General features: G+C 54.6%; 24 protein-coding genes and 1 tRNA gene. 7 read left to right on the top strand and 18 right to left on the bottom strand.

Annotation, left to right across the window (positions count from 1 at the left end):
• Nucleotides 1–28 precede the first annotated feature (28 nt).
• The 3 genes from L991_RS12625 to L991_RS12615 all read left to right on the top strand — a co-directional run bounded on the left by L991_RS12625 (nt 29) and on the right by L991_RS12615 (nt 1,992).
• Entirely contained in the window at nt 29–1,069 is a 1,041-nt protein-coding gene (locus tag L991_RS12625) for an NAD(P)-dependent alcohol dehydrogenase (RefSeq protein WP_081986670.1), read from the top strand.
• Nucleotides 1,070–1,096: 27 nt separating this feature from the next.
• Nucleotides 1,097–1,645 (top strand): carboxymuconolactone decarboxylase family protein, encoded by a 549-nt coding sequence (locus L991_RS12620; RefSeq protein WP_047396070.1) that lies wholly within the window; start codon nt 1,097–1,099, stop codon nt 1,643–1,645.
• A 74-nt stretch (nt 1,646–1,719) separates the two neighbouring features.
• On the top strand, nt 1,720–1,992 hold the full coding sequence (locus L991_RS12615) for a TfoX/Sxy family DNA transformation protein (protein ID WP_047396067.1): 273 nt from the start codon (nt 1,720–1,722) through the stop codon (nt 1,990–1,992).
• 147 nt (nt 1,993–2,139) lie between these two features.
• Here L991_RS12615 and L991_RS12610 read toward each other — a convergent pair whose 3' ends face one another.
• Nucleotides 2,140–3,183: a hypothetical protein gene (locus tag L991_RS12610; protein ID WP_156129077.1), complete on the bottom strand. Its 1,044-nt coding sequence runs from the start codon at nt 3,181–3,183 to the stop codon at nt 2,140–2,142.
• On the opposite strand from L991_RS12610, the gene L991_RS12605 reads away from it, so the two are divergent.
• On the top strand, nt 3,164–3,451 hold the full coding sequence (locus L991_RS12605) for a hypothetical protein (protein WP_047396059.1): 288 nt from the start codon (nt 3,164–3,166) through the stop codon (nt 3,449–3,451). The genes L991_RS12610 and L991_RS12605 overlap by 20 nt on opposite strands.
• 14 nt (nt 3,452–3,465) lie before the next feature.
• Here the strand turns inward: L991_RS12605 and L991_RS17040 are convergent, their stop codons facing one another.
• From L991_RS17040 to L991_RS12565, 8 genes are all read right to left on the bottom strand, one after another.
• Entirely contained in the window at nt 3,466–3,732 is a 267-nt protein-coding gene (locus L991_RS17040) for a CPCC family cysteine-rich protein (protein WP_081986669.1), read from the bottom strand.
• 375 nt (nt 3,733–4,107) lie between these two features.
• On the bottom strand, nt 4,108–4,599 hold the full coding sequence (locus L991_RS12595) for a peroxiredoxin (RefSeq protein ID WP_047396053.1): 492 nt from the start codon (nt 4,597–4,599) through the stop codon (nt 4,108–4,110).
• Between the two features lie 9 nt (nt 4,600–4,608).
• Nucleotides 4,609–5,067 carry a DoxX family protein gene (locus tag L991_RS12590; protein WP_052190859.1) on the bottom strand — a complete coding sequence of 153 codons (459 nt, stop codon included), beginning with the start codon at nt 5,065–5,067 and terminating at the stop codon, nt 4,609–4,611.
• Nucleotides 5,068–5,195: 128 nt separating this feature from the next.
• Complete coding sequence (locus tag L991_RS12585; protein WP_028450189.1) at nt 5,196–5,444, bottom strand: DUF2282 domain-containing protein; 249 nt, start codon at nt 5,442–5,444, stop codon at nt 5,196–5,198.
• A gap of 11 nt (nt 5,445–5,455) precedes the next feature.
• A complete protein-coding gene (locus tag L991_RS12580) occupies nt 5,456–5,854 on the bottom strand; it encodes a DUF302 domain-containing protein (RefSeq protein ID WP_047396049.1) in 399 nt (132 codons plus the stop codon).
• Entirely contained in the window at nt 5,847–6,119 is a 273-nt protein-coding gene (grxC, locus tag L991_RS12575) for a glutaredoxin 3 (RefSeq protein ID WP_028450191.1), read from the bottom strand. The genes L991_RS12580 and grxC overlap by 8 nt, the downstream gene beginning before the upstream one ends.
• A 126-nt stretch (nt 6,120–6,245) precedes the next feature.
• Complete coding sequence (locus tag L991_RS12570; protein WP_047396045.1) at nt 6,246–6,743, bottom strand: YHS domain-containing (seleno)protein; 498 nt, start codon at nt 6,741–6,743, stop codon at nt 6,246–6,248.
• A 59-nt stretch (nt 6,744–6,802) separates the two neighbouring features.
• A complete protein-coding gene (locus L991_RS12565) occupies nt 6,803–7,339 on the bottom strand; it encodes a carboxymuconolactone decarboxylase family protein (RefSeq protein ID WP_028450193.1) in 537 nt (178 codons plus the stop codon).
• Nucleotides 7,340–7,466: 127 nt separating this feature from the next.
• Between L991_RS12565 and L991_RS12560 the strand changes: the two genes are divergently transcribed.
• Nucleotides 7,467–8,366 (top strand): LysR family transcriptional regulator, encoded by a 900-nt coding sequence (locus tag L991_RS12560; RefSeq protein WP_047396042.1) that lies wholly within the window; start codon nt 7,467–7,469, stop codon nt 8,364–8,366.
• A gap of 171 nt (nt 8,367–8,537) precedes the next feature.
• Here L991_RS12560 and L991_RS12555 read toward each other — a convergent pair.
• The 3 genes from L991_RS12555 to L991_RS12545 all read right to left on the bottom strand — a co-directional run bounded on the left by L991_RS12555 (nt 8,538) and on the right by L991_RS12545 (nt 10,083).
• Nucleotides 8,538–8,614 (bottom strand) — tRNA-Pro (locus tag L991_RS12555).
• 123 nt (nt 8,615–8,737) lie between these two features.
• The gene (gene blaOXA / locus L991_RS12550) at nt 8,738–9,544 is read right to left on the bottom strand and encodes a class D beta-lactamase (protein WP_047396295.1); all 807 of its coding nucleotides are present in this window, start codon (nt 9,542–9,544) and stop codon (nt 8,738–8,740) included.
• A gap of 104 nt (nt 9,545–9,648) precedes the next feature.
• Nucleotides 9,649–10,083 carry a helix-turn-helix domain-containing protein gene (locus tag L991_RS12545; protein ID WP_047396039.1) on the bottom strand — a complete coding sequence of 145 codons (435 nt, stop codon included), beginning with the start codon at nt 10,081–10,083 and terminating at the stop codon, nt 9,649–9,651.
• 65 nt (nt 10,084–10,148) lie between these two features.
• Between L991_RS12545 and L991_RS12540 the strand changes: the two genes are divergently transcribed.
• Nucleotides 10,149–10,769: a cation transporter gene (locus L991_RS12540; RefSeq protein ID WP_047396291.1), complete on the top strand. Its 621-nt coding sequence runs from the start codon at nt 10,149–10,151 to the stop codon at nt 10,767–10,769.
• A gap of 64 nt (nt 10,770–10,833) precedes the next feature.
• Here L991_RS12540 and L991_RS12535 read toward each other — a convergent pair whose 3' ends face one another.
• From L991_RS12535 to L991_RS12525, 3 genes are all read right to left on the bottom strand, one after another.
• Nucleotides 10,834–11,319 (bottom strand): SAM-dependent methyltransferase, encoded by a 486-nt coding sequence (locus L991_RS12535; RefSeq protein ID WP_197053884.1) that lies wholly within the window; start codon nt 11,317–11,319, stop codon nt 10,834–10,836.
• Between the two features lie 89 nt (nt 11,320–11,408).
• Complete coding sequence (locus tag L991_RS12530) at nt 11,409–12,248, bottom strand: bifunctional transcriptional activator/DNA repair enzyme AdaA (RefSeq protein ID WP_047396037.1); 840 nt, start codon at nt 12,246–12,248, stop codon at nt 11,409–11,411.
• Nucleotides 12,249–12,258: 10 nt separating this feature from the next.
• Nucleotides 12,259–13,023, bottom strand: coding sequence for an SDR family oxidoreductase (locus L991_RS12525; protein ID WP_047396034.1), 765 nt, complete (start codon nt 13,021–13,023; stop codon nt 12,259–12,261).
• Between the two features lie 392 nt (nt 13,024–13,415).
• On the opposite strand from L991_RS12525, the gene L991_RS12520 reads away from it, so the two are divergent.
• Entirely contained in the window at nt 13,416–14,525 is a 1,110-nt protein-coding gene (locus L991_RS12520; protein ID WP_197053883.1) for a S9 family peptidase, read from the top strand.
• A gap of 404 nt (nt 14,526–14,929) precedes the next feature.
• Here the strand turns inward: L991_RS12520 and L991_RS12515 are convergent, their stop codons facing one another.
• The 3 genes from L991_RS12515 to L991_RS17790 form a co-directional block, all read right to left on the bottom strand.
• Complete coding sequence (locus L991_RS12515) at nt 14,930–15,862, bottom strand: endonuclease/exonuclease/phosphatase family protein (protein WP_047396031.1); 933 nt, start codon at nt 15,860–15,862, stop codon at nt 14,930–14,932.
• Between the two features lie 539 nt (nt 15,863–16,401).
• On the bottom strand, nt 16,402–18,555 hold the full coding sequence (locus tag L991_RS12510; RefSeq protein WP_052190856.1) for a type I secretion system permease/ATPase: 2,154 nt from the start codon (nt 18,553–18,555) through the stop codon (nt 16,402–16,404).
• Between the two features lie 72 nt (nt 18,556–18,627).
• Nucleotides 18,628–24,039 (bottom strand): putative Ig domain-containing protein, encoded by a 5,412-nt coding sequence (locus L991_RS17790; protein WP_156129076.1) that lies wholly within the window; start codon nt 24,037–24,039, stop codon nt 18,628–18,630.
• Nucleotides 24,040–24,052 lie beyond the last annotated feature (13 nt).

Genomic DNA, 24,052 nt, shown 5'->3' with positions numbered 1-24,052 from the left:
CGATCACTACACAAAAAGGAATTAGCCGATGTCAGCCTCACAGACTTCCAGCAGCCACTATCAGCTGCAGCGCCAGCCCGCTGGTTTTCAATTGCAGCGCGTCGCCAGCCCGTTTCCAATCTTGGCCGCCGATCAGGTGTTGATTCAGGTCGGCGCGGTTAGCCTGAATTACCGCGATTTGCTGATCTTGCGCAATGTTGGCCAAGATACGGTGGATGGGCAGATTCCGCTTTCGGATGCGGCCGGCACGGTAATTGCCGTAGGCAGCCAAGTGCAGCGCTGGCAAGTGGGTGATCGGGTTGCGCCCAACTTTTTTGCCCGCTGGTATCAGGGCAAATATCAGGCCCAGCATTATTTGCAAGGTGCGCTGGGTGGCGCGCAGATGCCTGGAGTATTGGCCGAGCATATTGTGGCGAGCGAAAACGCGATTGTGGCCATCCCCGCGCATCTATCGCTGGCGCAAGCGGCCACCCTGCCCTGCGCGGCCGTCACCGCCTGGCAGGCGCTGTTTGCACGCGGCCAGCTGCAGGCGGGCGAAACGGTGCTGATTCAGGGTACGGGCGGCGTGGCGCTATTTGCCTTGCAACTGGCGGTGGCGCAAGGCGCCAAAGTCATCATCACCTCGTCGTCCGATGAAAAGCTGGCGCGCGCCAAAGCGCTGGGCGCCTGGCACACCATCAACTATCGCCAGCAAGCCAACTGGGATGACATCGCGCTGGCCCTCACTGACGGTGTCGGCGTTGATCATGTGCTAGAGCTAGGCGGCCCCGACACTTACGCGCGCTCGATTCATGCGCTGGCCTCTGGCGGGCAGATTCACCAGATCGGCGTCCTCACCGGCTTTGGCTCCACGCCCAATTTATGGCCACTGCAAGCCAAAAACGCGCAGATCAACGGCATTTTGGTCGGCTCGGTCGCGCACTTTACCGCGCTCAATGCCTTTTTGAGCCAACACCAGATTATCCCGGTAATTGACCGGCAGTTTGCCTATGCCGAGGCCAGCGCGGCGTATGACTACCTCGCCAGCGCCCAGCATTTCGGCAAAGTCGTTATCAATGTTCAGCCCTAAACCCCACCACCCCATAAAGGAATAAGCATGACCCCATTTCAACTGCACACCATCGCCACCGCCCCGGCCGGCAGCCAAAGCTTGCTGCAAGCGACGCAGGCCAATTACGGCTTTGTGCCCAATTTATTCGCCCAGATGGCCGAATCGCCCGCGCTGCTGGAAGGCTATCTGGCGCTCACGCAGATTTTTAACCACACCAACTTAAGCGAAACCGAAAAACAGATCATTATGATGACGGCCAACCGGCTCAATCGCTGCGACTACTGCATGGCCGCGCACACCACCATCGCCAAAGCCGCCGTGCCCGCCGAGGTGATCGCCGCGCTGCGCAACAACACGCCAATTGCCGATGCCAAACTCGAAGCCTTGCGCCAATTCACCAGCCAAGTTGTCGAAAGCCGCGGCTGGCCCACCGCGCAGGAAGTCGCCAGCTTCATCGCCGCCGGCTACAGCCAGCAAACGGTGTTCGAGGTGATATTGGGGACTAGCCTGAAAATCTTGTCCAACTACACCACCAGCGTGGCCGATACGCCGTTAGACGCGGTCTTTGCCGCCGACCGCTGGCCGGCCGCCTAAGCCGGGCATGGATAGCCAGATCGCCCCGATCATGGCTATCCTTGTGCAGCCCAACCATAAGCGGAACCGCCACCATGCCGAGCGTAGATCAACTCAAAGGCCTCGGGCCAAAAAGCCGCGCCATGCTGGCGCAAATCGGCATCACCAGCGCCGAGCAAGTGCGCGCCGCCGATGCCTTTGCGCTGTATGCCCAGCTGCAACACGTGGTGCCCAATCTATCGCTGAATATGCTGTATGCCCTGATCGGCGCGCAGGAAGACCTACCGTGGCAGCAAATCAAACACGAGCGCAAAACCGAAATACTGCTGCGGCTGGATGATCTAGGGCTGGCGCCCAAGCGCAAATAAGCTTCATGCAGGGTATAGCCTTTCAGATCAATGAATATCTAATCTTCAGCCACATACCTACTAAACAGCTGCCGATAAGCTTGCCCCCAAATTCGCGGCACGGCCACGATTTTGGGATTATCATCCCGACTCTCGCGCCACCCGTAGCTAAGCCGTTTGCGTCGCGGGCGCTTGGGCATAGCCTTGTGGCAGATGGCCGAGCAAATCGGCAAATTGCCCGATCAGGCGCCGGTTTCTTTCCGCCAGCGCGCCCTGCCCCAGCGCCGGTGCGCGGCTGGCATCCACCTCATAATTATTCGCGCGGAAAATCTGCGCAAATTGTGCATCGGCCATATCGCGCGCATAGGGCCGCGTGTGCAGCGACAGCGCCGCAATCGCCTGAATCGAGTTGGCGCGGCTAAAGCGGGCAAAGCCGCGAAAACGAAAGGTTTCATCCACATGCCGATCGCTATGCGCAATCAGCGCATCCATAATCGCGTACGGCAGCTGCGCCCAAGCGCCGCGCGGCAAAATCACGCTAAAGCTCAGCTCGGCAAACTCCGGCAAATCCCCTTCCAGCTGCCGCGCCAGCGGCGCTGGGCCCAGCTGTAAATCCAGCAACACCCGCTCGCCAGCGAGATCCACCTGCTGCAACAGCGTAATCCGGCGCAGGGCAAAGCGCAGCGCCGCCAGCTCGTCCGTCAGCCCCGCCGCCGGCTTAGTGGCGGGCTGTAAGGCACCTCGCTGCTGCGCCAGCAGCGGTAAATCATGGTGATTGCTAAACGCCGCGCTGGTTTGGCCAGCCGCATTGCGCACCGTCAGTAGCTCGCGCACCTCATGCTCACGCGCTTTTTTTATCGCCAAAAAAGCGGTTTGGATGATTTCTGACGTGGGGGTATCGGCATCAATGCGCCATTTTCTGCCGTACACCAGCTTATACGCCCGCAGTGTATTGCTGCGATCATAATTCTCGCGCCCAATTAGCCCCACTTGCAGATACACCCCGCCAGCATCTTGCCCGGCAAACAGCGGCGTGTGCGCATCAAAATCTATCTGCGCCAGCAAGGCCGACACGCTCTGCAGCGTATGCTGATAGCGCAAATAATGCTGCGCCACCCAGCGCTGGCCATTGGGCAAAGTCAGCAGCGGCGCCAGCGGCATCACCCGCTCGCCGGGGCAATGGGGAATAGGGTTGAAAGTATGTAAGCTCATCGCGGCAATCATCCAAAACAATGACGCCATTGTGATTGAGCACGATTCAAAGAAGAATCATCAGCCAATGCAATTGATTATTGCGAATTTAGAAACACAAACCCGCAAAAAAGCCCGTGAGAACGGGCTGGGGGGCGCATCGCTAGCCGGGGTGCGCAGCGGCTTGGATTGTTTGATGCACGAGGGCGGCTGGCGACCCACTGCCGACACTTTCAATCAAGGACTGGTAATAACAGTAAAACTGACCCGTCTCAGCCTGTCAGGCTGAATGAATTGTGAGAGCTAAATCGCTCTTGGCACACACTTATACAAGGCTCGTTTATATTCGGGCACTACACTCTTAACCAACTCTGGAGTGCATGCGCCATAATTTTGGAAGTTAGCTCTCCCCTCACGAATACTTAAGCCATGATTTGCACCAGAAGGAGTATCTGGCTCTTCAATTCCAAAATAATCCTGCTCCCAAAAGCATATTGGGCATATTTCATAACCTTCTCCTGATAATATGGAGAAGTAATCACAGCAATCGCACTGAACTAATTTATTCATAAGCTCAAAACATTAATTTTGTCTCATAACATTCAAGGCTAAAACATTAATTGAATTAATAACGCCTGCAATTAGCAGGATTGCCAACACTCATTTGGGCATGAATAAGCACAGTATTACTTCCACTCATGGCCGATATCCGTCACCCGATGAACAGCAGCGATTGTAATCACTCTTTCTAGCCAAGCCCAGATTTATGCCAATCTGGCCAGCATGTGCGGGTAGGCACGATGAGTGCCTTCACCTCATCCCCACAGCCATACATGCCCCATGTATTCATCCGTAAGCCAATTATCAATTTACTCAGGGCGATATACCCTTGCAAAGCCGCTTCACCCTCACCACGGCTAGCCAGCCCGGCGTTGGCCGTATTCACTATGGATTTTGCAGTGAGGTCCAGATGTCATCCCAATCGATGTCTTTGATCACACCTTCGCGCTTGAGGGTGATGTCGCCTTTTTTGCCGAGCACAAATACGGTGGAATCGCTTTGCATTTCGCCAAATTGATCTTGCTGCGCGGGGTCAAAGCGCCATAGCAGCGGAAACTGCGCGTCTTTGGGCGTGGTGGCGCGCACTAGCTCGGCGTAGCTGCGAAAGAGTTCGGGTTTGCGATCTAGCCCCACGCCAATTACCTGAAAACGGCTATTTTTATTGGCCTGATAAAACTCGCGAATCAGTTTGAAGTTATAAACGCAGGTATTGCAGCCGGCCTTAAAAAACACCAGCAGCACGGTTTGATCTTTGCTGCGCAGTTGCTCCAGACTAACAGCCTGCCCGGTTAGCACATCCCGCCCCTGCAGCTGCGGGGCGGCGTAGGCGCTGGCGCAGGCCAGCCATAGGCAGCAAGCAAGCCAGAGATTTTTCATCATCACTCCTTATTGATTGGCGCCAGCGCTGGGTAGCCACAGCCGCTCGAGCGCCCAGCGTTGCACCGGCACGGCCAGCAACACCAGCAGCAGCAAGCCCCATTCGAGGTGATCTTGCAGCGCAGTGGGGATGTCTTTGAGCACGTGGTAATACGCCAGCACCGCCACCAGATTCAGGCCAAACAGCCCCAGAGCCGACAGCCGGGTAAACACGCCCAGCACCAGCAATACCGGCAGCACCAGCTCGCCCACCGTGCCGCCAATGGCCGCCAGCTGCGGCGAGAGCAATGGCACGTGGTATTCGTCGGTGAACAGCAACAGCGTGGTATCCCAATCGGCGATTTTGGTCAGGCCAGACATAAAAAACACCTTGGCCAGATACAGCCGCAGCAGCAAATCGGCCACCGGGGCGAGATGATTGAAGGGTGTGGCCGCGCTAAGGCGGGCGAAGTGAGGGCTAGCGAACATGGTCGTTTCCTTGTGATGGGTTTCAATTAGTCGGCGCGGGGCGCCAAATCTGACAGGCTGGGCAAAAAAATCCCCTTGCTGGGCAAACAAGGGGGCAAACGGAGGGGAGATCGGTGGCCAGCTACGGGCTACTTGGGCGTGAGCGAGCCTTGCAGGCGCAGGCATGAGCCTTTGGCGACGAGCTTCCATTCTTTGCCATCGCGGTCTTGCTTGGCCATGCCGGCGCAAGAGTGGCCATTGGCGGCGCAATCATTGCCGCCCGCTTTGGCCACACCAAAGCATTTTTCTTTATTGGGGTCGGCGGCCAGGCTCGGCTGGCTGGCCAGCGCCAGCACCGCGGTCATGGCGCTGGCGAGAATCAGGTGTTTGCGATCCATTCTATTCATCCTTATTGAATGCTGTGGCTGAGCAAAGTATGCAGACCACGCAGCGGGCTTAATAATTCGTCGTCAAATCCATGCCGCAGTTGCAAAAAATCGGGCTGATTCAAGTACACCCACACCTGCGCGTGGCAGTCTTGCTGGACCAAGGCTTTGAGCGGTAAATCCAGCCCCGTGCTGGCGGCTGAATTCATCAGCGCTGTGCCGATTTTGGGGTGACCAAAAATCAATAACTGCATCGGGGCCAATTGCAACTCATATTGCTGCGCCTGTGCCTGATGATCGATCTGGGCAAAAATCGTCGCCCCTTTGCTCTGAATCGCCGCACTTAAGCGGGCGATGGTTTCGCTAAAGTCATAGGCCGAGGCGATTTTGTCGATGCCAAAAGCGTTCGGTTCTTCACACATCGGCCACCCCGGCTTGCGCCAACCAGACTGGCAATTGGCCTGATTGATCTAGCGCGAGCAGATCGGTAAACCCACCCACATGGCGCTCGCCAATAAAAATCTGCGGAACCGAGCGACGCGCGCTGCGCGCTACCATGGTGGTAAATTCATCCGGATTTTGATCTACCAAAATCTTGTTCACCGCCAGGCCTTTGCGCGCCAACAGGTTTTCGGCTTGCACACAAAATGGGCAGCTACGGGTGCTGTAGAGGGTAATGGTCGACATCTGGCTTTCCTTGCGCTTTGCCCACGGCGGCCGGGGCAAGGGCCGCGGCACCATGGCGTGATTGATAGGGTATATCGTTGTATGCCTTATCAATTAATGACTACAGCAACATACCCACAGTGGTTATTACAGCTCTTTGGGGGCTTTATCTTTGATGCTTGGCCATTCCATATTGGCTTTCTTCAAATTGCCGGCCACGTCTTCCAGCCATTTTTTCTGTACTTCTTTATTCACATTCAGGTACAGCTTGCCATCGACCACTTTCCAGGCTTGCGGATCACCGTCCAGCTTTTTATCCAGCGCAACGCCCATTGCGCAGAAGCCACCAAATTGCGGCGCAAAGCGCGCTGGGTTGGCATTGAATTTGTCGCGATTGGCTTTGCTGGCGAAGTGATAAGTCACGCCATCGTGCTGTGCGCTGTAGGCCGCATTGCCCAACGTGGGCGCTTTGGCGGTGAAATACGCCACCGGGTCGTAGCCTTTCAGGCCGACGCCTTGGGCATCAACATTAATCGCGGCGGTCGAGTTTTCGTCGTAGGCCATGGCGGTGCCTGGTACGGCAGCGAGGAAGGCGAAGCCCGACATCAAAGTAGCGGCGATCAGGGTTTTGCGAAGGTTCAACATGGGATAGTCCTTTTCAATATGAAGTAGTGAGTGTGGGTACAACGGGGTGCAGCAAACTTTTAAGCCAAAGTCACTTTCGGGAAATCGATTTCCACGCGGCTGGCTTTGCCCAGGATATTGGTCAGCAAATTCATACCCACATGGGTGATGATTTCGACGATGTCGGCATCGGTGAAACCGGCGTTGCGCGCTTCGATCAGCTCAGCGGTGGTGATTTCGCCTTTGTGTTCGGCCAGCGAACGCGCCAGTTTTACGGCGATGGCGGCTTTGGCGTCTTGGCTAGAGCCGGCGCGGTTGGCGGCGATCTCATCGCCATTCAGGCCGGCGCCTTTACCAATCGCGGTATGCGCTGACAGGCAGTATTCGCACGAGTTTTGCTGCGCCAGGGCCAGGGCGATGCGTTCACGGGTTTGCAGATCCAGGCTGCCTTCTTTGGCAATGCCGTGCAGGCCGAGGAAGGCGCGCAGTGCCGCAGGTGAATTGGCAAATACTTTCAAAAAGTTCGGCACAATCCCCAGCTGGGCGTGGATCGCGTCAAACAGCGCTTGTTGTTCGGCAGTAGCGGTTTCGGTAGTGATGACGGTAATGCGGCTCATGATGTTTTTCCTTGTGGTTTGAAGAGCTTCGCTCGGTGTTGAGCGAATGAGTGCATTGTGCCGACCTCCACTTGAAAGAAGAATCCATATACCAGACAATAGATTGTTGCTAAAAATGGAATAAATCATGGATCGTTTTCATCAGATGAGCGTGTATGTGGCCGTAGCCGAAACCGAGAGCTTTGCCGCCGCCGCGCGCAAGCTGGGCATGTCGCCCCCGGCGGTGACGCGCGCGGTGGCCGCGCTGGAAGACGATCTGGGGGTGAAATTACTCAATCGCACCACGCGTTATGTGCGCGTCACCGATGCGGGCCAGCGCTATCTGGATGATGCGCGGCGGATTTTGGCCGAGGTGCAAGAAGCCGACGAAGTGGCCGCCGGCATTAACGCCGAGCCGCGCGGGCATCTCACCATCACCGCGCCGGTGCTGTTTGGCCAGCTGTATGTGATGCCGCAGGTGGTGAAATTTTTGCAGCGCTACCCGGATGTGGATGTGTCGGCAATGTTTCTCGATCGGGTGGTGAATATGCTGGAAGAAGGCGTGGATGTGGGTATCCGTATCGGCGCCTTGCCAGACAGCACCATGCGGGCAATACGGGTGGGCCAAGTGCGCCGCGTGCTGTGCGCCTCGCCCGAATATTTGGCGCAATATGGCATTCCGCAAACCCCGCAAGATTTGCTGCAGCACCAGATCGTGGCCGCCAGCAGCATTAGCCCCACGGTGGAATGGAAATTTGGCGAAGATGAGCACAGCAAAGTCGTACGCATCAAACCGCGCATCACCGTAACCAGTAATGATGGCGCGATTTCAGCGGTGCGCAATGGCGCGGGGATTACGCGGCTGATTTCCTATCAGGTCGCCGCGCATTTACAGAGTGGCGAGCTAAAAACCGTGCTAAGCGACTACGAAGCCAAGCCCCTCCCCATCCACATCGTCCACCGCGAAGGCCGTCACGGCTCAGCCAAAATCCGCGCCTTTGTAGACTTTATGGCGCAGGCGCTAAGGGAAAATGGGGCGCTGAATTGAGGCGGAGTGAATCAGTCGCGATTGTTTGCATGGCGGGCTACGGGCTCAGAATAAAGGTCACTTTGTTCCTAGCGCAGCATTTTGTATAAGCCGATAGATAAGCCAACAGGCGTTCGGCCTAGAAATGCAACAAGGGCTTACCACCTAGCGATGATAAGCCCTTGTTTTTATTGGTCGGAATAGCGGGATTCGAACTCGCGACCCCTTGCACCCCATGCAAGTGCGCTACCAGGCTGCGCCATATTCCGATGCATTGAATTTTAACAGCAACCGCGAGGTGACTCAAGCCTTGGCGGGGCTTGGCGGTGGGGATTAAGGTTTGTAGTGATTTATACCCACCACTGTATCTACTCGCACCCCAATTAAATCAATTACTTGGTAGGTATACCCTCAAGTAGCCCTAGTGCGCGCAAGCTGGCTTTCACGCGTGCAGGGCGGGCGGCTAGATCGGTGCCGGGCGGGGTATCCATATTCAAGGCGTATACATACAGCTGCCCGCCCTGCGTGAGCCAGCCTACCTGCCAACCAATGCTGGGCTGCTGGCTGCCGGTCCAGCCGGTTTTGCCGTAGAGCTGCCAGCCGGCGGTGTTTTCCAGCAGGCTAATCTCGCGCACTGCGGCTTGCTGAGCGGCAGGGTAAGGTAGTTGACCTTGGGCCAGGCGGCTTAAAAATTGGACTTGCTCGCTGGCGCTAATCTGCAGCGCACCCTGCCCGAGCCAGAATTGGTCAATGGCCTTGCCGATTTTGGCGTTGCCGTAATTGAGCTCGGTTAGCGCGGCCTGCATCTGCGTTGGGCCGATGCGGCGGGCGAGCGTTTGATAGGCCAAGACATTGGACACTTTAATCGCTTGCCGCAAACTCATGTCTTGCCCCCAGCTGGGCAAAAACACCGGCTCGCCGCGGTAGTGGAAAAACACTTCATCCACACTGGCGACCGCGCCAGCATGCAGGCCGATCAGGCTGTGGGGGATTTTGAACGTCGAAGCGGGGCTAAAGCGCTGCTGCGCGCGGGCCAGATCATTGGTCAGCCAGCGATTGCTGGCCACATCCTGCACCACAATCACCCCAGCCGCGCCTTGCATGGCAGTAACGAGACGCGGGTCTTCTTTGAGGGGTATTGCCGCCAAAGCCAGATTAGCCAATAGCCCTAGCGCTATACCCGTAATGAATTTATACATCGCCACTTCCCGCCCAAAACAGCCAGCATACGCAAAAGCCGTCATAGCCCACAAGGCAATATCACCACTACCGCGCGGCATGGCCGATAGCGAAGCGGGCAGAATTATGCCATTGCGGCGTGCTGGGCATCGCACTGCGGGCAGGTGCGGTTTTCCAGTGTTTCGAGCAGCCGGCAATGGCCAGCGGCATCACTGTCGCAGCCGGCCAGCGTTTGTAGCGCGCTGTGTAAAGCCTGCAAATCGCGAATCCGCGCGGCCACGGCCTCTAGCTGGCGCTGCACCAGCGCATCGGCATCACGGCAAGGTGCATCAGGGTGGGCGGCCAGATCCAATAGGCCGCGAATATCTTCAATCGCAAAGCCCAATTCGCGGGCACGGCGAATAAACCCCAACCGTGTGACGGCATCGGCCCCGTAGCGGCGATAGCCATTGGCCGCGCGCGGCGGCGCGGGCAACAGCCCAATGCGTTCGTAATAGCGAATGGTTTCGGCATGCACACCGCTGGCCTGCGCCAGCTGCTGGGTGGTGAGGGTGGCCATGCTTGACTCCGTAGTGGCTACAGGGTTCAGCATACCTGCATCATTCTTCGATGTGGAGCAAAACCATGGGAGCAGCATGTCACGGTGGGTGCAGTGGGGCTACGGCGGTGGTCGACCCGCGTTATCGGCAAATTTTGTGGCTGGCGCTATTGGCCAATGCCGGGATGTTTGGACTGGAGCTGTGGGCCGGGGCGGCCGCGGGCTCGGTGTCGCTGCTGGCCGATTCGCTGGATTTTTTAGGCGATGCGGCCAATTACGCGCTGAGTCTGTGGGTATTGGGGCTCAGCCTCAGCACCCGGGCGCGGGCATCGCTGGTGAAAGCGGCCAGCATGGCGCTGTTTGGTGTAGGGGTGCTACTGGCCAGCGGCTGGCGGGCTTGGCAAGGCGGAGTGCCCGAGCCGCTCACCATGGGCTGGGTGGGTACGCTGGCGCTGTTGGTGAATCTGGGCGTGGCGCTACTGCTGTATGCGCACCGGCATGGCGATAGCAATCGGCAAAGCGCGTGGCTGTGTTCGCGCAACGATGCGATTGGCAATCTGGCGGTCTTGCTGGCGGCAGCTGGGGTGTTTGGCACCGGCCGCAGCTGGCCGGATTTAATGGTGGCCACCATCATGGCCAGCCTAGCGCTGAGCGCAGCCCTACAGGTATTGCGCCAAGCGCGGCATGAATTAAAGCACGCACACTAATACCCGCCAGGTGTATTTATCCGCAAAGCAAGATTAGTAAGCCCGATAGGGCAATACCCCTGCCCTATTCCGGTGTCGCCGCGGGCAACCAATACGCCTGCATCAGCTCGCTGGCCCATGCGGGCTGCTGCACCGCTTGGCGGGGCAAAAATTCAGCCAGGACGGGTTTGAGATCCAGCACCGGTGTGCCGGCAATCGCGTCCAGCTCGGCCACGGTGAGGGTGCGCCCAGCCACGCTCACCACACGGCAAATGGTGGAGCCCAGCCGATTGGGGCGATTTTTACCACGCTGGGCAAAGATGCCCACCTTGGGCCAGGCCGGGTTATTGCGCGGGTGGCGGGCGGCCAACTCGATTTTATGCGCCGCCACCTGATGAAACACGAAGAGCACTTCCACATGCGAAAACTCGGCCAGCCCGGCTAGTGCCTCGGCCGGGTAATCGTCGGTAAGGGTAATCTGCGCCAGCGTGCCGCCCCAGTGATCGTCTTCGGGCGCACTGCGGCTGGCCGCCACATAGGCAATCGGGGCAAGGGAAAAGATGTCGTTCATTGGGCCTCCGGCTGGGTGCGGGCGCAGCCGGCGGCCGCGCCCTGCCCACTGTAGCGTATGCGGCGGGGCTTTGTCTGTGGTGTGCGGGGCTAGACCACGGGCGCGGCCTGCAGCTGCTCCCAGGTTTGGATCATCAGCTTTTTGCCCAAGCCCCAGCGATAGCCGCCCAGCGCCCCACTTTGCTGAATCACCCGATGGCAGGGAATGAGCAAGGCCACGGGGTTGGCGCCGATGGCATTGCCCACGGCCCGTGCCGCCTTCGGCCGCCCCACGGCCGCCGCGATCTGCCCGTAGCTCGTGAGCGCCGCGGGCGGGATATTCAATAAAGCGCGCCACACCGCCAGCTGAAAATTGGTGCCGGCCACATGCAGCGACACCGGCCCTGCCGCGGCGGCATCTGCCGCACCAAACATCGCGGCCACCACTGGCGCGGTGGCGGCTGGGTTTTCACGGATGGTGCTCAGCGGCCAGGCCTGCTGCAGCTCGGCCAGCAGCGTGGCGGGGGAATGAAAATCCAGCAGCTCGGCGCGGCAGACCCCACGTGGGGTTTGCGCCAGCCACAGCGGCCCCACCGGCGTGGCGTGTCGGCCATATTCGATCACCAGCCCCGCGCCACGGCTTTTGTATTCGCCGGGCGTGACAGCGGCCAACTGCACAAAATGATCATGCAGGCGCGAGCCACCACTCAGCCCTAGCGCATGGGCGGTTTCCAGCACCGAGGCAGATTGATCGAGCAGCGCCTTGCCCCGCTCCAGCGTCAGCGCCTGCAAAAACCGCTTGGGCGTGGTGCCGGCCCAGCGGCAAAACAGCCGCTGAAAATGAAACGGGCTCAGGTGCACCGCGCTGGCCACGGCGGCGAGACTAGGCTGCTCGTGCGCATGCGCCGCTAAATACTGCATGGCATGCGCCACGCGCTGGAAATCTGACATCTGCGCCCCCTTACACCCGCTGAATCGACACCCCACCATCCACCAACATGGCGGTACCGGTGGTAAAGCTTGCCTCATCCGAGGCCAAATACAAAGCCGAACGGGCAATTTCGGCCGGCGTAGCCATGCGTTTGAGCGCATGCAGCTGCTGCACCAGCGCGATGGCTTCGGGCGTATTGGCAAATTCGCGGCCGGCCGGCGTATCTGTGCCGCCGGGGAGTAGCGCATTCACCCGAATCTGCTGCGCGCCATATTCGCTGGCCAATACTTGCGTCAAGCCAATCAGCCCGGCTTTGCTGGCAGCATAGGCCGCCATGCCCGGCATACCGGCGGTATGGCCGACAAATGTCGACGTAAAAATCAGCGAGCCGCCTTGCCGCGCCGCCATGGCCGGCAGCTGATATTTGGCGGCCAGAAAGGCGCTGGTGAGATTAGTGGCCAGTACCTGAGTCCAATCCGCCAGGCTCAGCTGCGTGACCGGCCCCATTTCGCCCAAAATGCCCGCATTATTAAAGGCGATATCCAGCCCGCCATATTCATCCACCGCCCGCGCCACCAGCGCCTGTGCAAACGCTTCATCCCCCACATCGCCCGCCAGCGCGCTCGCCCGGCCACCGGCCGCCCGAATTTGCGCCACCAAATCGTGCAAAGGTTCCGCTCGCCGCGCCGCCACCACCACCGCCGCCCCTTCGCGGGCAAACAGCGCTGCCGTGGCATGACCAATGCCGCTGCTCGCCCCGGTGATGATCGCTACTTTATTGGCTAAACGCCCCATGGTGATTCCCCTTATCCGTTGAGGCTTAGGCCCATGCCTAAGCTGGCCTCATCCTACGGCGCCGCCGCCGCCATGCCGACCCGAATCTTGCGCAATTGCTGGGGGATGATGGCGACGTGATGAGCCTTCAAAATTCTTAGGGGTATATCGCTCAAAGCATTATTAAACAATGGCTGGGAGGATATACCCATAAGGTCTAAATGAGCTTAGTGGCACGGCACTGCAACCGAATTGAAATGACGCAGATCTTTCTAAATCTGTATGATTAGCGTTTATGCCAAGCGCATCAGCATGGCTCGCTACCGGCCCAAGGGCTGGATGGCCGCAGTCACGCCGCAACCCAACGCCGCACGCGCATGCGGCCTCACCCTTGCTACTGGGAGTACACCTGTTTGCACCACAAATTACGTCGTCGACTATGGCTGGCCTGCGCCTGCGCAGTTTTGCTCCTACTGGCGGTGCTGCTCTTGGCGCAGCGCCATGAGCTGAGCGCCCAGCAACAAGTTGAGCTCACCTTTCGCCAGCAGCAAAATCAGCTTGCCGGTACATTATTATTACCCGCCGGCCAGGGGCCTTTTCCGGTGGTGCTGCTGGTGCATGGCGATGGACCGCAAACCCGCGGGCTAGACCGCTACACGCAGATCATCAACGCGTTTTTGGCGGCGGGCATCGCGTGTTTTAGCTGGGATAAACCGGGCACCGGCCAATCTACTGGCGATTGGCTACAGCAATCGATGGTCGATCGAGCGCAAGAAACGCAGGCTGCCATGCAAATGCTGGCCCAGCGCAATGACATTCAGCCGCACCACATTGGCGTGCTGGGGTTTTCCCAAGCCGGCTGGGTATTACCCATCGTCGGCACGCAGCAACCCGCCCCCGCTTACCTGATCACCGTTGGCGCGGCGCTCGACTGGCAGGCGCAGGGGGTGTATTTCACCCAGCAACGCCTACGCCGCGCAGGCCTTAGCGCACCAACCATGGCGCAAGCGCTGCAATGGCAACACGCCGCGCCGCAGCCTTCGCTCTCGCTCAGCTTTGCCGACTATCGCCAGCAATATCAGGCCTACCTCGCCCAACACCCTGCCCCCACTGGCGCCAACACCGAGCCACTCAGCGCCGCGCGCTATCATTTCATCGCGCTCAATCGCCATGCCAATAGCAGCGAGCAGCTCAGCAAGCTAGCAACGCCAATACTGGCGATTTGGGGCCAAGATGATTTGAATGTCGATGCCGCCGCGAATGCGCAGGCCTTTGCTGCCCTCCTGAAACCCCAAGCCCACCCGCAGCATCGCGTGGCCATCATCCCGCAGGCCGATCACACCATGCTCGATTCGGCCACCTACAGCATGCAACTACCCAGCGAATGGACATGGTGGATGACGCTACGCTATTTCATCGCCGCCGAACACGCCTTCGCGCCGGAGTTTTTGCCACTGATAGTGGATTGGGCTAAAGGGCATTCGGGGTTATCAGGCAGGTCCGGTCACGGCGGCAACAAATAAACCCGTATATTGGGCCTTGCTATTGCGCCAAGGCAGTCAGACAAGGGTATATCCCCACAAGCATTATTTTATATATCCTTTATGGGTATACCCTATGCACTCATGAATAATGACACCCAAAAGCAAACTGGCAACCGAAATTGCTCTGATTGCCTGAAGCCTGAAGGCTTTCACCTCTAATCAGGTGGCCAAATTCAGTGTGCCACTACACTTTTAAGCAGGTTAGTAATAACTTGGCAACGCGACAACTGTTGTGACCTGAGTGGACGGTTCTTTTTAACTACACGTTTGCATCAGCTTCGCACAGGGCGCATGCTTTGGCTAACGTCCGGTATCACTGCCGCTTATTACGCACGACTTACCCACACCCCGACGTTCAACGCAGCATCGTTAACGTCACTCACTCATTCGCCCGAAATCAGCTGATCAAGCTTTTCTGCATCTGTATCGATTAGCACTTGGGCCCATACAGGGAAGTGATCAGACAACTGGTACGAGAGTTTGCTTGGCGTCACGTCGAACCAAACAGCGTCAGCTTCAGAGAACAGTGCGCAAACTCCGCCTACGTTGGCAAACGACTTGGTAAACTCAGGCTTGTGCAGAATATGATCGTAGTGCTTGGTCTTGGCCAAGGTTGTCTTGATGTTGGTCAGCGCGTCTGGCATCCGCAGACCTCTAGAAAGTAATGCGGCATGCATAGCTGGCGTTTCGGTGTTGAAGTCTCCGAATACGACGACATCCGAGTCCAACCGATCTGCTTGCTGCTGTTTGAAATCGACCCAGTTAACAAAGCGCGTAATTTCATTAAGCCGGGCTGCCTGACTATCACCCCAGCGCAGGTGCGCTGCAATCGCAACAAAGTCGAAGTTGCCTGACCGAAACGCCACTGAATACGGTGCACGCCAGAAAGACTCGTACGCAACGTACTCATCTCCAACTTTCTCTCTAGGCGGGATGCCAGTGCTGGCCATGCCACCAAACTGAACGGCACGCTTGTCGTAGATAAACGCGAGCCGCTCCCAATTACCGCCCCAATCCTCGGTTACATCGGAATAAACCACGCCCCAATATGGGCCTAAGTACTTTAGGACCGTAGCAAGGTCTTCAACATTCTCCCGTAACTCAACGATGGAGATCAGATCAAACTGGCCGATGATTTCGGCGATCAGGTGCAGAGCAAGGGGGTGTCGTTTCTGCTTACCGAATTCGCGAATGTTCCAGGAGGCTACTAGAATCGATTCATCCAATGATGAGGACGGTAGGTTCAGGGCTACGATGCGATCCTGCATTTCACGTAACGCCTTGGCCGATGCAATATCCAGATTACCATGAAACATTGCGCTCTCCTTTTCCTAAGTACATCGGGCAGACAACATGTGCTTTTGCAATGATTGAGTGGGAGTCTACTCAGATACGTCCTGAGTGTAGCCCCCTATTTACATGAGGGCGTGAGAAGTTTTTGTGACGATTCGTCGGGCAGAAATTTTGGCCATCGGGTAACCATACGCGGAGGACTGTTTGACTACTTCTTCCTTAAATTTGGGTAAATGTTGTGGTTGTTGTGGCGTACTGAATTTAACCACCCGACTAGAGGGGGCGCTTAAACTAGGGAGCTTAGGTGACTGCTAAGGCCGAGCAGCACTAGAACTCACCATAAATAACTAAGGCCGCAACCCGATGGTTTGCGGCCTTTCGTTTTTCACGCTTCGATCTCTCCAGTTCGGCCTTAGCTGACACCGGACTACGAAATCAGGGGTGATTCCAGCTTAACTACTTAAATTATTTCAGACTCGTGCCAATCCTGTCTAACTCATTAAGTTATTACAGTGCCACTACAAAGCCCCCATCTATGCGAGTAGCCATTTTGGTAAGCATCTTAACCAGCCTGCATCGCATGCAATCTGGCGTAATATCCCTCTGGTCGGTGCACTAGCTCTTGATGTGCCCCTTGCTCAACAATCTGCCCGCGATCCATCGCGATGATCCTATTGGCATCGCGCACAGCAGAAAGGCGATGCGCAATAATCAGCACGGTACGGCCTTGGCAGATGGCTTTCATATTATTTTGGATAATGCGCTCAGATTCATAATCCAGCGCGCTGGTCGCTTCATCAAAAATCAGGATGCGCGGATTGGTAATCAGTGCACGGGCAATGGCCACGCGCTGACGTTGTCCACCCGATAAACCCGTGCCGTGCTCACCAACCATGGTATCGTAGCCTTCAGGTAACTCGACAATGAATTCATGCGCGCCTGCTAATTTAGCGGCATGAATCACTCTTTCCATATTCATACCTGGATCGGCCAAGGCAATGTTGTCACGAATACTACGGTTGAAAAGCAGGTTTTCTTGCAAGACGACGCCGACTTGTCGGCGCAACCAAGCTGGATCAACCAATCCCAAATCAATACCGTCAATCAAGACGCGCCCGCGCTCGGGCACATACAGGCGCTGCAGCAGTTTCGTGAGCGTGCTTTTACCTGAGCCAGAGCGCCCAACAATCCCAATGACTTCACCTGCCTTAATTTCCAACTTGATGCCACGCAGGATTTCCGGGCCATCGGCACGATAGCGGAAATGAACCTGGTCAAATTCGATCTTGCCTTGAATCGGTGGTAAGGCGGCGCGGCTTTGGTTGATTTCAGTGCGGGTATTCAATATGTCACCCAAACGTTGCATTGAGATGCCAACTTGCTGAAAATCTTGCCACAGCTGCGCCAGACGCATGACGGGGCTCGCAACACGTCCCGCCAACATATTAAAAGCAATCAATTGACCAACACTGAGATCACCCTGAATAACCAACTTCGCACCCAGCCACATCGTTGCTACGGTAACAATCTTCTGAATCAGGCTAACACCCTGGCTACCCATATTGCCTAGCTGGGAGACTTTAAATCCAGCAGATACGTAGGCGGCCAGCTGGTTATCCCATTTGCGAGTGACCTGCGGTTCAACGGCCATGGCCTTGACAGTTTCAATGCCATTCACGGTTTCAATGAGGAATGACTGGTTTTCAGCACCACGGGCAAATTTCTCATCCAGACGCGCCTTCAAGACGGGCGTAATCAAAATGGATAATGCTATATAGCAGGGTAGCGACACCAAGACAATCAGCGTCAACCACCAACTGTAATAGGCCATCACGGCCAAAAACACGATAGAGAAAAACAGATCAAGTACCGAGGTGAGCGCTTGTCCGGTAAGAAAATTGCGGATGTTTTCCAGTTCACGCACGCGAGCGACAGAATCCCCTGCGCGGCGTGCCTGAAAATAAGCCAGTGGCAAGTTGAGCAGGTGACGGAACAATTTTGCCCCTAACTCCACGTCAATCCGGTTGGTCGTATGACTAAACACATAGGTACGCAGGAAGGTCATACCCACTTCAAACAGTGAAATCACCAGCAGGCCAATCGCCAGCACATCGAGCGTAGTGATGCCTCGATGCACCAGTACTTTATCCATCACCACCTGAAAAAACAGCGGTGTCGCCAGCGCAATCAGATTGAGAAAAAACGAGACCAGTAATACTTCACCCAGTAATTTGCGATACTTCACCACCGCAGGGATGAACCACGAAAAATCAAACTTCGCTAAGTCACCAGCCAGACTTGCGCGTGAGGTAAACAGGATCAAATGCCCCGACCATCGCGTCAGCCACTCATCTTTCGTAGCTTGTTGCGGGCGACCCACTTGCGGGTCTTGGTACAAAATGGCATTGCCATCGACCTTCGCTAAAATTACCCAACGCCCGTCCAGTAACTGCGCCATCGCCGGTAATGGCGTTCGATCCAAGCGATCAAAACGTGTGTTGACTGACTTGGCTTTTAATCCCGCGTGCTTAGCGGCACGTAAGACATCCTGTTCAGCCAATAAACCCGACTCGCCAACATATTGATGTTTGATTTGCTCAGGCTCGATAGCGATTTGATGAAAACGAGCCAGCATAACCAGGCAGGCAAGCGCGGAATCAAACGGTGGATTGGGGGCATCATCTGGAGATGAAATGGGGAGGTCGTGGGCATTCATTGCATTCAAAATCGTCCAAAATAAGAAACCCGACCTCACGAGAGGTCGGGTGTACAGCGCTACTGCCTAATATTAATGCCAGCTGGCTGCCAATACTGGTTGTAGTGCTTCTTGCTGTTGCTGGTTCAAGTTGATCTGGCCTGCTGCTGGCGGGTTGAACCCTGCCATGGCAGAAACCAGTGCATCGACTTGGCTATCCAGTAACACTTTGCCATCAGCGGTTTCAATGCGCTCAATATGGTCACCGCCAACACCCCAACTACGGAGTAAGACGGCATCGTTTGTGCCAATGATACCCACTTCGATGCCAACCCCAACTTGGCGGAACCACAATTGATCACTGTTCACATTGTCAAAGACTAAGCGATCACTGCCAGATGTATCAGTGAGTTGGTCATAACCATCACCTCGTGCAAAGTGGTAAGTGTCATCACCATCACCGCCATCGATCCAATCTTCGCCAGCACCTCCGCGTAAGGTATCGTTACCTGTGCCTGCATAGAGCTGATCATCACCCTGACCACCAAGCAATTGGTCGTTGCCTGAGCCACCTTGGAGATAATCGGCATCAGCACCGCCATCCAATAAGTCATCGCCAGTATCGCCGTACAATTGGTCTGAACCAATATTGGCAATAATCCGATCATTGCCAGCTGTGCCGACGAGATAATCAAATCCATCTGTACCTGTAATGGCTGGAATCGATGGATCAGCCACATTCAGAGTCAGTGACACAAAAGCTGATTTATTGGCCGTGTCAGTAGCGACCAGCTTAAAGGCATAATCACCGCTTGGCGCAGAATTGCCTGATACCGTCATTGTTTTAGCATCAAAGTTCAGCCATGAAGGCAATGCAGAGCCATCTTGCATTTGCAGAGTGAAGCTCAACGTATCGCCTTGGTCAGCATCTTCAATGGCATTGCCTGGGATGTTAAATGTAAATGCCTGACCTGCTTCAGCAGCTTTGGTAATTGAATTGCCCGCAACAGGTGCGTGATTCACCAAATCAACAATGCTGTGAACGCTACCATCCGCAAATTCAAGCTGGCTGGCAACTTGTGAGCCGCCATTGTTCGCGAAGCGATCAAAGTTCTTCAGGCGGACTTCATCAGCACCCGTGCCAATCTGGATAATCAGGTCTTGGCCATCATAACGTGAGGTCAAATCAGCAAACTGGATACCCGTACCAAAAGCAATGGTATTGGTGTCTGAGGCTGTTTGCGTATCCACAATCTGATCTGAGCCATCTCCGAGATTGACGACATACCGGTCACTACCAGCGCCACCAATCAACTCATCATTGCCTGTGCCGCCAACCAAGGTATCGTTGCCCAAGCCGGTAGTGAGTACATCGTTACCCGCAAGGCCATTCAATACATCATTGCCCGTTCGGCTAAATAACACATCGGCCTCATCAGTACCGGTTAGCGTCATGTCATTTGAGACTTTCAAGGTGAGCTTGAATGTGTCACCCACATTTGCACCACTGCTATCCGTTGCAGTTACCAGAATATCGTATTCGCCAGGTGAAGCGGTACCTTGGAACTTGAGTGTAATTGGATCAAATTGGAGCCAAGTCGGTAAGGCCGAGCCATCGGCAAGGCGAGCCTGATACGTCAATTGGTCGCCTTGATCTGGGTCTTTAAATGCATTGCCTGGGATCGAGAATGACAATGCTTCATCTGGGTAGAACGTAACATCAGGTAAAGGTGTCACAATCACTGGTGTGTCATTGGTATTTTGCACATACAGTTGCACAGGCACGCGCTTGCTCACGCCATTTTCATAATTAGCAACAATAGTCAGCGCATGCTGACCGACTTGCTCATTCTCCGGCACACCCGACAAAATCCCTGTACTAACATCATAATTCAGCCATGTCACTGCCTTGCCGTTAGAATCTATTACCTGAACATTCGGTTGGCCAAGGGCTCCGCTGGCCTGTAATTCAGATACCGCTATCGTGTATGTGAAAGCGGTGTCTTCGATTGTATTCAACAAATGCAAATTATTGCCATTTGCCAAATTCACCACAGTTGAGACTGTGGATTCTGAGGTTTGGTTTCCTTGGCTATCTTTTTGGCCTGCGGACAGGTTCTTAAACCATATACCTTCTCCGGTATTGCCAATGCGCAAAATTACCCCCCCTTGGCTGTAATCGTATGTGATGTCACTTGCGGTTATTCCACCGCCCAACGCCAATACATCATCTTTTAATGCGGCAGCAATATCGACTAAGGTATCAAAACCATCGCCGGAATTGAACACAACGATGTCTTTCCCCATCCAGCCACAAATTTCATCATTACCAGCGCCACCAACCAGGACGTCGTCGCCAAGGTAGCCATCTAGATAATCATCACCAGAGCCACCGTAAAGAATATCGTCCCCTTCTTCGCCAAATACGCCATCGTTATCTGAGCCACCGTCTAAGATGTCATTTCCAATACCGCCGCCCAGCAAGTCACTACCAGCTTCACCGTACAAGATGTCATCATCTTTTGTCGCTGCTCGATTACTTGAGCCGCTACCTATAATATAATCGTCACCAGTGCCGCCATAGAGAATATCGTTACCTAACCAGCCATAAATGCGATCATTGCCTTCATCGCCATAGATTTTGTCATTGCCAGAGTAGAACTCACGAATGTCTGAATAGTCCCCATGAAGTTGATCATTCCCCGAGCCGCCATGAATCTCGTCATCACCACCTTGCCCGGTTACAAAATCATCACCGGCTCCTGCGTCAATGAAATCCTTACCATGAAAGTACTCTGGCAGTAATTGAGCTAATTTATCGCCTTGGATTTCATCGTTACCTTCTCCACCAAAAATCTGATCATCACGGCCGCCACCACTCAAGACGTCATTGCCCTTACCGCCATCGATAAAGTCATTGCCATGTTCCCAGCCGACTACCACACCAGAAGTGCCGTATTCCCAAGGAATATCGTAGCCGTCACCTTCAATACCATCATCGCCATCTTCGCCAAAAAGCATGTCATCACCATGCTCACCGAAGATAGTGTCATTTCCTGATCCGCCCCAAACAGCATCATTGCCTTGACCCGCCCAGACATAATCCGATCCTGAACCTGCAAAAATCATATCGGCATCACCAGTCTGGCTCTGATTTGCGCCACCGGACGATAGCCCCTCTATGCGAATTGCACCATTAATTGGATAGTTGTACCAACCTGGCAGTCCGAACGTATCGGTATCCCCAAAAATCAAATCCCCGCCGGCTCCACCTTCAATCCAGTCTTTACCTTCGCCGCCGCTCAGTCCGTCTGTTGCCGAGCTACCAATCAACGTGTCATCACCCTGATTACCATAAGCCCAGTCGCCTTGAGCATTAGGCCCATCAACAGTGCCATCATCATTTGTTACTAAGACTTTGTCATTGAGATCATTGACATAAATAGTGTCATTACCGCCTTTACCATCTAGAGAGTCTTTATTTCGCCCACCAATGATGATATTTGCTCCTGCATCGCCATATAGCACGTCAGTGCGATACTCCACAACATTAGGATCAACAACGAGATTGCCACGGGAATCGTAGTGATATTCTTGGTTCGGCGGATTGAAATCAATCGGTTTCAAATCACCAACAATGGCCTCGCCATCACCCGCTGGATCGGTTGGACGGACTTTTTCAGTCAGCTTAATACCCAAATCACCATCGACAAAGTCTTTGACTATGACTGAACCGCTGCCGACTTTAGTGATGGTCAGGTTGCCCGTCCCGCTGAAGGACAAGCGCCATTGCTTGTCTTCAGTTTCCCAAAGTGCGCCTTCCTTAGTTTTAAACTGGAGATCCGCAATATTGATGCCATCGATACTCACGTATCCTTTGCCATCTGCGTCGATGATGGTATCAGTACCGGTTTTTAAATCTGTAGAGGAGAAAAGATAGCTATCAAAGCCGAAGCCACCAATTAAACGATCTGACTCAGCCCCCCCGTCAAGGGTGTCGTCCCCAGTACCTCCAAGCAATTGGTCGCGTCCTTCATTTCCTGAAAGCGAATCATTTCCAATGTTGCCTTCGATATAATCATGACCCTTGCCACCGGAAAGACTGTCATTCCCCCCCATGCCATAGAGACGATCATCTCCATCACTATACGGAAGGCCATCATTGCCCTCACTGCCAAAGACAATTTTTCGAGTCGCAGTTGTAGGGCCAACTCTAACTCCACGAGCAACGTCGATATACAAGGTATCACCAAAACGTGTTTGAACACTGTCCCCGAGAAGATTCTGCTCTGTTCTGATGTATTGAGTTAGCATGTTGGCGCGATCTGCCAGCCAGTTTTCACTAAAATTCAAAGTACCAGTTGCTGCTTTAGTAGCCGTATTAATTTTGTCAGCACCCCAAAGAGCGCTTAAATCAGGATTAAGCTGCTGTAGAAGTGTGATTCCGTCTGTACCTGTAAATTGATACGCACTTAAACTCTGCAATGCGACCAGTGCCCCGAAATCAGTTCTTGCATCAGTTGCTGCGGTATTAATATTTAACAGCTTTAGTCCAGCCAAGGCTTGTTGTGGCACAGACATAGTATTAATATCAAACAACTGTTTCAGACAAGCAATATATTCAGTTTCATTGCCAATGGGATGTCCTAGTGGCTTACCTAATGACGCCAGCAAACCTTCGACCACGCGGTATTCACCCAAATTCAAAATTTGATCTACCACAGTACGGACATTTCCTTCAGGAAGGAAATATGTAAATGCAGATGCCACGCCCTTTAAACTGAAATCAGTAGAGGCATTTGTCACTAATGACCATGCCGCTTTTAGTGCGATGGCAGTATCAGAGCCAAACAGGGACACAGAAAGTTTTTGATGCTCAGTCGAATTAAAACCAAGGCTCAATACACTGGCCAATTCACCGGAATAGCTTGCCATCCCCGCCTTTAGGCCTTCCATAAATGCAACATGTGCAAATAGAATATTCTTTAAATCTTCAAACGTATTGAACGTTTGGTTTACGGCATGTGATCCCTCGGGATTGCCAAGTAATCGGCCGCTTTGATCTGAATTTAACGCGGTAAATAGCAATGTACCTGACCAAGCCGAGTTGTATCTAAATGCAGATAGATCTTCTTGATGATTGGCAAATACTACCTCACCAACGGCCTTAGCATCTTGCTCGGCAATATCGTGGATTGTTGGAACGTACCAGCCCTTATTGGCAATGTCATTCAATGCGTTCAATGCTACTTGATTGGATGCTTTTTGCATTAGAGCGGCATCAACCGTTTGCCCGTAACGTAATTCGAGCTGGGTCGACGTATAGGCTCGAATAAAATTTGAAAAAGTTCCTTCGCCTCGGTTTGCACCCTCAGCACCTTCAAACCAGCTTTTTGTATCACCATCAGGTAAAATACTGGCAATGTAATGATAGACATCCGCATATTTTGTGGTTGTATATTCTCCATCATTATCTGCAATTTTCTTAAGGGTGGCGATTTGCAACTGTTCTTCGACA

The organism is Chitinibacter sp. ZOR0017 (assembly GCF_000799095.1).
GTDB lineage: Bacteria > Pseudomonadota > Gammaproteobacteria > Burkholderiales > Chitinibacteraceae > Chitinibacter > Chitinibacter tainanensis.
Note: the sequence above shows the minus strand (reverse complement) of the source record. Positions and strands in the feature narration are given on the sequence as shown.

Bases quoted from the DNA above. Each gene is read 5' to 3' on its own strand.
- L991_RS12625 (WP_081986670.1), top strand. From the start codon at position 29: ATGTCAGCCTCACAGACTTCCAGCAGCCACTATCAGCTGCAGCGCCAG.
- L991_RS12620 (WP_047396070.1), top strand. From the start codon at position 1,097: ATGACCCCATTTCAACTGCACACCATCGCCACCGCCCCGGCCGGCAGC.
- L991_RS12615 (WP_047396067.1), top strand. From the start codon at position 1,720: ATGCCGAGCGTAGATCAACTCAAAGGCCTCGGGCCAAAAAGCCGCGCC.
- L991_RS12610 (WP_156129077.1), bottom strand. From the start codon at position 3,183: ATGAGCTTACATACTTTCAACCCTATTCCCCATTGCCCCGGCGAGCGG.
- L991_RS17040 (WP_081986669.1), bottom strand. From the start codon at position 3,732: ATGAATAAATTAGTTCAGTGCGATTGCTGTGATTACTTCTCCATATTA.
- L991_RS12595 (WP_047396053.1), bottom strand. From the start codon at position 4,599: ATGAAAAATCTCTGGCTTGCTTGCTGCCTATGGCTGGCCTGCGCCAGC.
- L991_RS12590 (WP_052190859.1), bottom strand. From the start codon at position 5,067: ATGTTCGCTAGCCCTCACTTCGCCCGCCTTAGCGCGGCCACACCCTTC.
- L991_RS12585 (WP_028450189.1), bottom strand. From the start codon at position 5,444: ATGGATCGCAAACACCTGATTCTCGCCAGCGCCATGACCGCGGTGCTG.
- L991_RS12580 (WP_047396049.1), bottom strand. From the start codon at position 5,854: ATGTGTGAAGAACCGAACGCTTTTGGCATCGACAAAATCGCCTCGGCC.
- grxC (WP_028450191.1), bottom strand. From the start codon at position 6,119: ATGTCGACCATTACCCTCTACAGCACCCGTAGCTGCCCATTTTGTGTG.
- L991_RS12570 (WP_047396045.1), bottom strand. From the start codon at position 6,743: ATGTTGAACCTTCGCAAAACCCTGATCGCCGCTACTTTGATGTCGGGC.
- L991_RS12565 (WP_028450193.1), bottom strand. From the start codon at position 7,339: ATGAGCCGCATTACCGTCATCACTACCGAAACCGCTACTGCCGAACAA.
- L991_RS12560 (WP_047396042.1), top strand. From the start codon at position 7,467: ATGGATCGTTTTCATCAGATGAGCGTGTATGTGGCCGTAGCCGAAACC.
- blaOXA (WP_047396295.1), bottom strand. From the start codon at position 9,544: ATGTATAAATTCATTACGGGTATAGCGCTAGGGCTATTGGCTAATCTG.
- L991_RS12545 (WP_047396039.1), bottom strand. From the start codon at position 10,083: ATGGCCACCCTCACCACCCAGCAGCTGGCGCAGGCCAGCGGTGTGCAT.
- L991_RS12540 (WP_047396291.1), top strand. From the start codon at position 10,149: ATGGGAGCAGCATGTCACGGTGGGTGCAGTGGGGCTACGGCGGTGGTC.
- L991_RS12535 (WP_197053884.1), bottom strand. From the start codon at position 11,319: ATGAACGACATCTTTTCCCTTGCCCCGATTGCCTATGTGGCGGCCAGC.
- L991_RS12530 (WP_047396037.1), bottom strand. From the start codon at position 12,248: ATGTCAGATTTCCAGCGCGTGGCGCATGCCATGCAGTATTTAGCGGCG.
- L991_RS12525 (WP_047396034.1), bottom strand. From the start codon at position 13,023: ATGGGGCGTTTAGCCAATAAAGTAGCGATCATCACCGGGGCGAGCAGC.
- L991_RS12515 (WP_047396031.1), bottom strand. From the start codon at position 15,862: ATGTTTCATGGTAATCTGGATATTGCATCGGCCAAGGCGTTACGTGAA.
- L991_RS12510 (WP_052190856.1), bottom strand. From the start codon at position 18,555: ATGAATGCCCACGACCTCCCCATTTCATCTCCAGATGATGCCCCCAAT.